This is a genomic window from Pauljensenia sp. C0170B4 (assembly GCF_056590235.1).
Genome location: NZ_JBWPVS010000001.1, coordinates 557601 through 569522 on the forward strand (window position 1 = coordinate 557601; position 11922 = coordinate 569522).

At 59.5% G+C, this 11922-nt stretch carries 4 protein-coding genes; all 4 read left to right on the forward strand.

Annotation, left to right across the window (positions count from 1 at the left end; all coding sequences use genetic code 11):
• The first annotated feature begins 213 nt into the window (after window positions 1-213).
• The 4 genes from rfbB (at window position 214) to AC1EJ1_RS02510 (ending at window position 11272) form a co-directional block, all read left to right on the forward strand.
• A complete protein-coding gene (rfbB, locus tag AC1EJ1_RS02495) occupies window positions 214-1227 on the forward strand; it encodes a dTDP-glucose 4,6-dehydratase (protein ID WP_070725390.1) in 1014 nt (337 codons plus the stop codon).
• A gap of 399 nt (window positions 1228-1626) precedes the next feature.
• Entirely contained in the window at window positions 1627-2976 is a 1350-nt protein-coding gene (locus AC1EJ1_RS02500) for a serine hydrolase domain-containing protein (protein ID WP_092648788.1), read from the forward strand.
• Window positions 2977-3736: 760 nt separating this feature from the next.
• Window positions 3737-7216: a DNA-directed RNA polymerase subunit beta gene (gene rpoB / locus AC1EJ1_RS02505; RefSeq protein ID WP_480289465.1), complete on the forward strand. Its 3480-nt coding sequence runs from the start codon at window positions 3737-3739 to the stop codon at window positions 7214-7216.
• Between the two features lie 150 nt (window positions 7217-7366).
• Complete coding sequence (locus AC1EJ1_RS02510) at window positions 7367-11272, forward strand: DNA-directed RNA polymerase subunit beta' (protein WP_285014737.1); 3906 nt, start codon at window positions 7367-7369, stop codon at window positions 11270-11272.
• The last annotated feature ends 650 nt before the right edge of the window (window positions 11273-11922 follow it).

An 11922-nucleotide genomic window follows, 5' to 3' on the forward strand; every position in this document is an offset into this window, starting at 1 on the left:
TGTCGCGGTTCAGCATCAGCTGGGCCGCGACACTTGTATATGGGCGGTGTGGCCACTGTGCGCAGTGTGGGCAGGCGGTGACGCGCGAGCCCCGCAACCGTGATGTCTGCACGCTAGCCGCCCGGCCGCGATGTCTGCACGCGAATGCCGCGCCCCGCTGCTCCGAGTGGGAGTGCTTTCCGTGTGACAATTGACGAGGGGAAAGGAGGATCCATGTCGGACACCATGAACTCCCTGCTGGTCACCGGTGGCTGCGGTTTCGTCGGCAGTAACTTTGTGCGATTCGCACTCGAACGCGATCCTCATATTCGCATCACGGTGCTCGACAAGTTGACCTATGCCGCGAACCGGCACAATCTTGATGGTTTGCCGCCCGGCAGAGTCGCCCTCGTCGTTGGGGATATCTGTGACGAGGAGCTGGTTGAATCCCTGGTCGCTGACCACGAGGCCGTCGTGAACTTTGCCGCCGAAAGCCACAATGACAAATCGATTGCTGACCCCGAGCCTTTCATCCACACTAACATTTCAGGCACCTACAGACTGCTGGAGGCATGCCGGCACCATGAGCGGCGCTTTCATCACGTCAGCACCGACGAAGTGTACGGCGACCTGGCTCTCGATGATTCCATGCGATTCACTGAAGAATCACCTGTGAAGCCGTCAAGCCCTTACAGCGCCAGCAAAGCCTCGTCTGACCTGCTGGCATGCGCATGGTTTCGCACCTTCGGTGTCCGGGTGACAATTTCGAACAGCTCGAACAACTACGGACCATATCAACACATTGAGAAATTCATTCCTCGACAGATCACGAACATTTTGACCGGCCGGCGCGCCAAGCTGTACGGCGATGGACGAAACGTTCGCGACTGGATCCATGTCGACGACCATTCGGCGGCCGTTTGGCAGATCCTGTGTCGCGGCATACCCGGAGAAACATACCTGATTTCCGCCGAAGGGGAGCGTTCCAACTTTGACGTTTTACGCTCGATCTTGCGCCTCATGGGCAGGGACGAGGATGACTTCGACTGGGTCGGGGATCGGCCCGGCCATGATCGCCGATACGCGCTGGATGCGAGCAAACTGCGCCGGGATCTTGGGTGGGAGCCGGAAAAGAGGGATTTTGAAGCGGGGCTGGCTGAGGTGATCGCCTGGTATCGCTCACATGAATCGTGGTGGCGTGACGGCAAGGATGTCATTGAAGATCAGTACGCGCGCTGGGGGCACTGAAGATCTCGCCGTCTGCATCCTCGCTGTGTGGGGGCAGGATGTGTACTGGGGCGCCAAGCCGCGACTGGTGCGTCGTGTAATTGCAGGTATGCGGGTTTTCTGTGCTCCCGAAGCTCTCGGCAAAGGCGGCAGCTTCAACTCCGCCCTCCATTCCATTCCCCAACTGTCGATCTCACTTCGTTTGCAGACACGCCGTATATGCTCGCGAGCTTCTGACCTGCAAAAGGAGCGGAGTCTGCTCGGCAATAGGTCACTCAGACCCGTTGAAATCGACAGATGGGGGACGAGGGGTGTGAGGGAGCGAAGGGCGGTATGCGGATCGGCCCGTGCGGCGGTAGCGGTGGCAGCGGCGGTGAACCTGCGAGAAACTGACAGTGCAAGCGCGCAAAGGAGAGTGCCATGAATACGGAAATGAACAGCCGGACAGATGCAGCCGCACGTGACATCGACGCGGATGAGCCGCGCCGCGCCGGAGAGGTGCACGGCTGGGTCGACGAACGATTCGAGTCGGTCAAGACTCTTTTCGCACGCATGCTCCAGCGCGATCCCACCTACTCTGCTCAGGTGTGCGCCTACGTCAACGGTGACAAGATCGTTGACTTATGGGGCGGCGGTCTCATGGATGGGCAGACGGTTACAGGGTTTTTCTCGGCAACAAAAGGTGCTTCCGCACTGACCTTGGCGCGCTTGGTTGACTCAGGTGACTTGGATCTTGAGCAGCGAGTTGCGTATTACTGGCCGGAGTTTGCCGCCTGTGGCAAAGACCAGATTACAGTCAGTCAAATGCTGTCCCATCAGGCGGGACTGCTTGGCGAAGAATCGATGCGTTTGATGGATGTGCCCTATGACTCGCGCGGGATGGCGGCAAAGTTGGCAGCCATGTCACCGCTGTGGCGCCCGGGCACGGCGTTTGGCTACCACGGCCGCACGATCGGACCGCTGATGGAGGAACTTTTCCGTCGAGTCGCCGGCGAGGACCTGCAAACCCATTACGAGCGTGAGGTTCGTGCCCCACGTGACATTGACTTCTATATCGGCTTTCCTGAATCGGAAGATGATCGCTACGAACCCATCCTGCCGTCTCTTCCCTTCGAGAAAGCCCTGGCGGAACGTGACAAGCGTGGCGAACGGGTTCCGGGAACGGCCGCTCTGTCCGACGATCCTGGCGCCGGGCCTGTCAGCGCTGATGAGCTTGCGGCAGCGGTAGGCCAGTGCGAGCTCGGAGATTCGCTTGGCGCGCTGTCCGCACTCGGTGGCGGCGTCATTGAGCCAGACAACACACCCACACCGAACCACCGCCATATTCGTGCCGCCGGCGTTGCGTCGACAGGTGGGGTCGGTTCCGCTCGCGGCCTGGCTCGCCTGTACGCAGCAGCTGTCACCGGTCTCAACGACTGTTCTGCTTCACGAATTGACGAGGGAAACCCACGCCATGATCTGTCTGAGCCGTTCTTAACGCCTGACACGGTGAAACTAATGGGAACGCAGCAGGTGTTCGGGATGGATCGAGTGCTGCAAAACGTCATGTGCTTTGCTCGGGTGTTTCAAAAGCCCAATGGTATGTTCCCGTTTGGCTCCTATCAGGCTATCGGGCACGACGGTGCGGGCGGAGCGTTGGGCTTTGCTGATCCGTTCTACGGCTTGGCATTCGGATACAATGTGCGCCGCATGAACGAGCCTGGCGGACTGGACCCGAAGTCAGTGCTGCTGTCTGCTTGTATTCGCGACATCCTTGGCGGCGGCCGGTAGGGCCTGGTGTCTGCTGGCTCGCGTGTATTGAGCACCTGGCGAGCGGTTCCTAATTCGGTTCGCCGTTCGTTCCCGTGCTCGCTTTCTCTCACCACCCCCTTCCGTACTATTCCCGTCTGTCGATCTCGACTTTCTCCCCTCATTTACCCGACCGTCGATCTTGACTTCCTCCCTTCGATTCACCCATCTGTCGATCTCAGCGCACTCAGTTCGGGTGTCATTGCACGTCCGCGCCTGCGACCTGCATAAACGGATGGGTACCCTCGTCAATTGCGAAGAAAACCGGTCGAGATCGACAGAAGGGAAGCGGAGGGAGAGGAGGAGAGAGGGAGAGGGGGAGAGGGAGGAGGAGGGAGAGGCGGCACTCGGGGCTGGGAAAAGACGGCGACCAGCCGCCGGCAACAACCAGCCAGACGGAAAGGGCAGAAACAGCGAATGGAAAGGGTGGAAAACAGTGAAGGGGAGGGACAGAGAACAGTAAACGGGGGCAAAGAACAGTGAACGGGAGGGGCAGAGAAAAGTGAAAGCGCCGGTCAGGCCCCAAGCAACACGGCGGTGGGGTCCGTGAGATTGGGCACAGCTTCGCGCATACCCCTTGCCGACGGCGGCGAAGGATTCTAACATAACTATTTGCGCCTGATGACGCCCGAGGTGAGCTGTGCCCGCACGCGAGACCAGCGCTAAGTGTGCTAGCGACACAGTATCAGATAGGGGCGGCAGGCGGGAGCGCGCACTCACCGACTGCAGGGAAGGACACCCTTTGGCTGCCAGTAGCACCACTGCACATCAGCCCAGGAACCGTATCTCATTTGCGAAGCTTCGCGAACCTTTGCAGGCCCCGAACCTGCTGGGTCTGCAGATTCAGAGCTTCGATTGGCTTCTGGGGAACGACAATTGGAAACAACGCGTTGAGGCTGCGAAAGCTTCAGGCGGATTCGACGTGCCGGACGTTTCCGGGCTGGAAGAAATCTTCCAGGAGATCTCGCCGATTGAAGACGTCGCACAAACCATGTCATTGTCATTCCGCGACCATCGACTCGAACGCCCGAAGTACTCGGTCGAAGAGGCAAAGGCCAAGGATTACACGTACTCAGCACCGATGTACGTCACCGCCGAGTTCATGAATTACATGACCGGCGAAATCAAGTCGCAGACCGTCTTCATGGGTGACTTCCCCCTGATGACCAAGCGCGGCACTTTCATCATTAACGGCACGGAGCGCGTCGTCGTCTCCCAGCTGGTCCGCTCGCCTGGCGTGTACTTCGAGCGCACATCTGACCGCTCCTCCGATAAGGAAATCTTCGGAGCCAAAGTCATCCCCAGCCGCGGTGCCTGGCTCGAATTCGAGATCGACAAGCGCGACGCAGTGGGTGTGCGTATCGACCGCAAGCGTAAGCAGTCGGTGACTCACTTCCTCAAGGCTATCGGCATGACCGAAGCTGAGATCCGTGAACAGTTCGCGGACTACCCGGTTTTGCTGGAAACCCTTGAGAAGGACACGGTCGACACCCAGGAGGAAGCTCTCCTGGATATCTACCGCAAGATTCGCCCCGGTGAGCCCGCAGTCGTCGACGCAGCTCAGACACTGCTGAACAACTTCTACTTCGATTCCAAGCGCTACGACCTGGCGAAGGTTGGCCGCTACAAGATCAACAAGAAGCTGGCTCTGGATGCGGATCCTCGTACCTCCGTTCTGACGCTGGAAGACATCGTCACGACCATCAAATACATGCTCTCGATGCATAAGGGTGACAAGACGTTCACCGGCGTGCGTGGCGGCAAAGCCGTGGAAGTCAGCGTTGAGTCGGACGATATTGACCACTTTGGTAACCGTCGTATCCGCGCGGTGGGCGAACTGATCCAGTCGCAAGTGCGTACCGGCCTGGCGCGCATGGAACGCACCGTGCGTGAACGCATGACAACGCAGGAAGCCGATTCGATCACGCCTCAGTCGCTGATCAATATCCGCCCCGTTGTCGCAGCGATCAAGGAGTTCTTCGGAACATCCCAGCTGTCACAGTTCATGGATCAGAACAACCCGCTGGCCGGTTTGACGCACAAGCGCCGCCTGTCGGCACTGGGCCCTGGCGGTCTGTCGCGTGACCGTGCCGGCATGGAGGTCCGTGACGTTCACCCGTCGCACTACGGACGCATGTGCCCGATTGAAACCCCTGAAGGCCCAAACATTGGTCTGATCGGCACGATGGCGACGTTCGCGCGCATCAACCCCTTCGGTTTCATCGAGACGCCGTACCGCGTGGTGCGTGGCGGCCACGTCACCGACGAGGTCGAGTACCTGACCGCTGATGACGAGAACGGCCACTACATCGCTCAGGCATCATCGCCGCTGACGGAGGACAACACTTTTGCCGAAGAGATGGTTCTGTGCCGTCTCTCCGGCGAAGACCCGTTGCTCGTTGCACGCGACGACGTTGACTACATGGACGTTTCTGCACGTCAGATGGTCTCTGTTGCCACCGCGTTCATCCCGTTCCTCGAGCACGATGACGCCAACCGAGCCCTGATGGGCGCGAACATGCAGCGCCAGGCTGTCCCGTTGCTGCGCACCGAAGCTCCACTGGTCGGCACCGGCATGGAACGCCGCGCCGCTCAGGACTCAGGCGAAATGGTGATCGCTGAGCGCGCCGGTGTCGTCACCGAGGTCAGCGCCGACTTGATCGTCGTTGAAACTGACGAGGGTGGCCGCGACACCTACCGACTCGAAAAGTTTGAACGCTCCAACCCCGGCAACTGCACGAACCAGCGTGTCATTGTCGAGGAAGGCCAACGCGTTGAAGAAGCAGACGTTCTGGCTGATGGCCCGGCCACCGACAACGGTGAAGTCGCCCTCGGAAAGAACCTGCTGGTCGCCTACATGTCGTGGGAAGGCCTGAACTACGAGGATGCCGTGATTCTGTCACGCCGCGTCGTGCAGGATGACGTCCTGACCTCCATCCATATTGAGGAGTACGAGGTTGACGCCCGCGAAACGAAGCTGGGCGACGAGGAAATCACGCGCGACATTCCGAACGTGTCCGAGGAATCACTGGCTGACCTTGACGAACGCGGCATCATCCGCATCGGTGCTGAGGTTCAGGCCGGCGACATTTTGGTCGGCAAGGTCACCCCGAAGGGTGAAACCGAACTGACCAGTGAGGAGCGCCTGCTACGCGCCATCTTCGGTGAGAAGGCGCGCGAAGTGCGCGACACCTGCCTGCGTGTCCCACACGGTGAAGAGGGCATCGTCATTGGCGTGCGCGAGTTCAATGACGAAGAAGACGATCTGAACCCCGGCGTGCGCCAGACGGTGCGCGTGTACGTGGCTCAGCGCCGCAAGATCACCATTGGTGACAAGATGGCTGGCCGTCACGGAAACAAGGGCGTCGTCTCCAAGATTCTGCCTGTCGAAGACATGCCGTTCCTGGAAGATGGCACACCTGTGGACATCATCTTGAACCCGCTGGGCGTTCCTGGACGTATGAACGTCGGTCAGGTGCTCGAGTACCACCTCGGCTGGCTGGCCCACCAGGGTTGGGATGCCACGAAGGCGAAGGAAGCTGGCGAAGACTGGACGAAGTTCCTGCCTGAGAACGGCATCAGCGCCGAGCCCGGCTCCTTGGTTGCAACCCCCGTGTTCGACGGTCTGGAAGCAGATGAGCTGCAAGGCCTGCTGCGTTCAGTTCGTCCCAACCGTGATGGAGAGCGCTTGACCAACGATGAAGGTAAAGCTCAGCTGTTTGATGGCCGTTCGGGTGAACCGTTCCCGTACCCCATCGCAGTGGGGTACGCCTACATGCTCAAGCTGCACCACTTGGTTGACGACAAGATTCATGCCCGTTCAACCGGCCCGTACTCGATGATTACGCAGCAGCCGCTGGGTGGTAAAGCCCAGTTCGGTGGCCAGCGCTTCGGCGAGATGGAGGTGTGGGCACTGGAGGCCTACGGTGCCGCCTACGCCCTCCAGGAGCTGCTCACCATCAAGTCGGACGACACCGTTGGACGTGTCAAGGTCTACGAAGCCATTGTCAAGGGTGAAGACATCCCGGAACCTGGTATTCCAGAGTCCTTCAGGGTCCTCATCCAGGAAATGCGCTCGCTGTGCTTGAACGTTGAAGCACTCGACGCGGCAGGCAACCCGATTGACCTGCGCGACGAGGACGAATCGTACGATGCGCAAGAGGATATGGGCATCACCTTGGATGCCCGTCCGAACGCAGCAGCAACCATTGACGCCATTTAACTCAGTCGGTTCCGCGGCGCACAGGTCGCCCTCGTCAATCAAGACGACGAACGAGGGCGACGCGCTTGCGGGGAACCTCAGCCCCTCCAGCGGCGGGCTTGAGCAGACCACTTACGCTGGAACCGACGAACTAATGCAAGGAGCGAGACCTTGATCGACGCTAAGACGTTCGACAGCCTCAAGATCACCCTGGCAACGACAGATGACATCTCAGGATGGTCCCACGGCGAGGTAAAAAAGCCCGAAACGATTAACTACCGCACCCTCAAGCCTGAGCGCGACGGCTTGTTCGGTGAACAGATTTTTGGTCCGACCCGCGACTGGGAATGTGCGTGTGGCAAGTACAAGCGCGTGCGCTACAAGGGCATCGTGTGTGAAAAGTGTGGCGTCGAAGTCACACGCTCGAAGGTGCGTCGCGAGCGCATGGGTCATATCGACCTGGCAGCGCCTGTCACGCACATCTGGTACTTCAAAGGCGTGCCCTCACGCCTCGGATACGTCCTGGACCTGGCTCCGAAGGACCTCGAAAAGGTTATCTACTTCGCTGCCTACATGATCACCGAGGTTGACGAAAAGGGTCGCGACGAGGACCTTGCCGACCTGCGCAGCGAGCTCGAAGTTGAAAAGGGCCACCTGGAGTCCCAGCGTGACGACGCGATCAACCAGCGCGCCGAAAAGCTGGAGCAGACCCTGGCACAGATGGAAGCCGATGGCGCCAAAGCTGCCGATCGCGACCGTGAACGCAAGGCAGGGGAACGCGAAATGGGGCAGATTCGCCGCCGTTTCGACCGCGACCTGGAACAGCTGGAGACCGTGTGGGAGCGTTTCCGCGACCTCAAGGTTGGTGACCTGGAAGGTGACGAGCGCCTGTACCGCGCCATGCAGCTGCGTTACGGCACGTACTTCAAGGGCGATATGGGTGCAGCCGCCATTCAGAAGCGTCTGCAGACCTTCGACCTGGATGCCGAAGTGGAGAACCTGCGCAACACGATCGCCAACGAGTCGGGCCCGCGCAAGACCCGTGCGATCAAGCGCCTGAAGGTCGTCAACGCCTTTGTGCAAACCGGTAACAAGCCGGAGTCGATGGTGCTGACCGCTATCCCCGTCATCCCGCCGGATCTGCGCCCGATGGTTCAGCTGGACGGTGGCCGCTTTGCGACCTCGGACCTGAACGATCTGTACCGTCGCGTCATCAACCGCAACACGCGCCTGAAGAGGCTGCTGGAGCTGGGTGCGCCCGAGATCATTGTCAACAACGAAAAGCGCATGCTGCAGGAGTCTGTGGACGCCCTGTTCGACAACGGCCGTCGTGGCCGCCCCGTGGCCGGTCCTGGTAACCGCCCGCTGAAGTCGATCTCTGACATGCTCAAAGGCAAGCAGGGTCGTTTCCGTCAAAACCTGCTCGGTAAGCGCGTGGACTACTCGGGCCGTTCGGTCATCGTGGTGGGCCCGCAGCTGAAACTGCACCAGTGCGGTCTGCCCAAGCAGATGGCTCTGGAACTGTTCAAGCCATTCGTGATGAAGCGCCTGGTTGAGAAGTCGTTCGCGCAGAACGTCAAGGCAGCCAAGCGTAAGGTTGAGCGCCAGCGCCCCGAGGTGTGGGACGTCCTCGACGACGTTATTCGTGAGCACCCGGTGCTGCTGAACCGCGCACCTACACTGCACCGCCTGGGCATTCAGGCCTTCGAACCGCAGCTGATTGAAGGTAAAGCTATTCAGCTGCACCCGCTGGCCTGTGGCGCGTTCAACGCTGACTTTGACGGTGACCAGATGGCAGTCCACCTCCCGCTGGGTGCTGAGGCTCAGGCTGAGGCACGCATCCTGATGCTGTCGACGAACAACATCCTCAAGCCTTCCGACGGTCGCCCTGTTGCAATGCCGTCGCAGGACATGATCATTGGTCTGTTCCACCTGACCAGTGATCCTGATCCGGCTGTTGAGGTGGCGACTGATGAAAACGGTGAGCCGGTTGTACCGTGCTATTCGTCAGTGGCTGAGGCACGTATGGCGTTTGATCGTGGCGAACTGGATCTGAATGCCCGTGCACGGATCCGCTTCACCGACATTGTGCCGCCCAAGGGCTGGGAAGTCCCGGAGAACTGGGAAGAAGGCGATCCGATCCTGCTGGAAACCTCGCTGGGGCGCGCGATCTTCAACGAGACTCTGCCGGTCGACTACCCGTTCGTCAACTACGTTGTGGGTAAGAAGCAGCTGGGAACAATCGTTAACACATTGACGGAGCGTTACCCGAACGTCCTCGTCGCCGAATCTCTGGACGCACTGAAAGCTGCCGGTTTCCACTGGTCAACTTGGTCTGGCATCACAATCGCGTTCTCTGACATTCAGGCGTCAGACCGCAAGGAAGAAATCCTGGCGCGTTACGAAGCCAAGGCTGCGGAGATTCAGGACCAGTTCGACACCGGTATCATCCTGGAAGAAACCCGGTACGAGGAACTGGTCAAGCTGTGGCTGAAGTGCACTGAGGAAGTTGCTGACGACATGCGTCAGAACTTCGATGCGCGCAACACCGTCTACCGCATGGTGTCGTCGGGTGCTCGTGGTAACTGGAGCCAGGTCCAGCAGATCGCCGGTATGCGTGGCCTGGTGTCTGACCCGAAGCAGAAGCTCATTGAGCGTCCGATTAAGGCAAACTACCGTGAAGGCCTGACGGTTCTGGAGTACTTCATCGCAACTCACGGCGCTCGTAAGGGTCTGGCTGATACCGCTCTTCGTACCGCCGAATCTGGTTACCTGACCCGCCGTCTGGTCGACGTGTCGCAGGACGTGATTGTGCGTGAAGAGGACTGCGGTACCCGCGCCGGCATTCGCGTGCCGATCGCCCGCAAGAACGAGTTTGACGAGTGGGAAGCCGTTGAAGCGGTTGAGACTACTGCGTACGCCCGTACGCTTGCCCGCGATGCGGTGGGTGAAGATGGCACTGTCGTGGCGGAGGCTGGCACCGACATTGGTGATGACCTGATTGCTCAGATGGTTGCCGCCGGTGTGACCGAGGTGACGACCCGTTCCGTGCTGACCTGTGAGTCGGCGGTGGGCGTGTGCGCCAGCTGCTACGGCCGTTCGCTGGCCACCGGTAAGCGCGTCTCGATCGGTGAAGCTGTCGGTATTATCGCAGCTCAGTCGATTGGTGAGCCTGGTACCCAGCTGACGATGCGTACGTTCCACACCGGTGGTGCTGCGTCGGCTGCTGACATTACCCAGGGTCTGCCGCGTGTTCAGGAGCTTTTCGAGGCGCGCAGCCCGAAGATTGAAGCCAAGATGAACGAGGCCGCCGGTCGCGTCCATATTGACGACGAAGATCCCGGTTCACGTAAGATCGTGATCACTCGCGATGATGGCCGTGAGGATTCAGTCATCGAGGTGACTCGTCGCCAGAAACTCCTGGTGAACGAGGGCGACCACATCGAAGCTGGAACCCCGTTGACTGAAGGCCAGTTGGATCCCAAGGAGGTCCTGCGTATTATGGGCCGCAATGTGGCTCAGAAGCAGCTGGTTGATGAGGTGCAGAAGGTCTACCGCGATCAGGGTGTGGGTATTCACGCCAAGCACATCGAGGTCATCGTGCGCCAGATGCTGCGCAAGATCACTATTCTGGAGCCGGGCGACACCTCGTTCATGCCGGGTCAGCTGGTGGATCGTTCAGCGTACTTGTCGGCCAACCGTCGAGTTGCCGCCGAGGGCGGTCAGCCCGCGTCAGGTCGCCAGATGCTGATGGGTATCACCAAGGCGTCGTTGGCAACGGATTCGTGGCTGTCGGCTGCGTCCTTCCAGGAGACCACAAAGGTCCTGACCGAAGCCGCCATGAACGGCAAGGTTGATCACCTGGTGGGTCTGAAGGAGAACGTCATCCTCGGAAAGTTGATCCCGGCCGGCACCGGCCTGGCTCGCTACAACGAGGTTGTCGTGGAGCCCACTGCTGAGGCAATGGCCGATGCGAACTATTCCGAACTGGATTTCCAGGATGGAGAAGTTCCTGAGTCCTTCCTGGCCTCGCTCGACTCGATCGATTTCGGAATTCCGTTCCACGGCCAGAACTGACCGTTAACCTCAGGTGGCTGGTGTAAGCCCGCGAATTGCGGCGGGCTTGCACCAGCCGCTTCTTTTTATGGCGCGGTATGGTGCCTTGCACGGTGTGATGAGGTCCCTCGTTACGGCGTGGTGAGGCTCTTTGTGCGCTGAGGGGAGTATTTCCTCCGCGACTGGGCGAGTTGCCTTAAGCGGTGTGGTGGAGGCTCCTCGTTGTGGAGTGGCGAATTTCCTTGTGCGGTGAAGGAGAGCTTGTGCGGTGAGGGAAAGCTTAAGGTGCGCGAGAGAGATTCATTGTGTGGTCTGGCGACTCCCTCCCCGCTCAGTCACTGTCTCTTTCAAGGAAGTACCGATTGCGATGTCGAGGCGGTTATCTTTCTTGAATGAGCTGGTGTTTTCTCGGTTTACTTTGTGGTTTCTCTGTTTGGTTAGTGTCCGTGGGTTTTTTCGGCGTGGTCGGTGAGGACTTGGTGGGGTTTTGTTAACAGGAATGGGGCGCTGGTTTCTCTTGTGCTTGTAATGCTAGGGATTGTGTGCGTGGTGTTGGTGAATGGGTTGGTTAGTGTGACGTCCCACGTGGTGGTGAGTGTGACGGTTTGGTGGGGTGATTCGTTTTGCCATGAGTGTGTGTGCACCATGTTGGGGTAGGGGTTTCCTGGGGT

Coding starts and splice junctions, on each gene's coding strand:
- AC1EJ1_RS02500 (WP_092648788.1), top strand. CDS start 1,627: ATGAATACGGAAATGAACAGCCGGACAGATGCAGCCGCACGTGACATC.
- rfbB (WP_070725390.1), top strand. CDS start 214: ATGTCGGACACCATGAACTCCCTGCTGGTCACCGGTGGCTGCGGTTTC.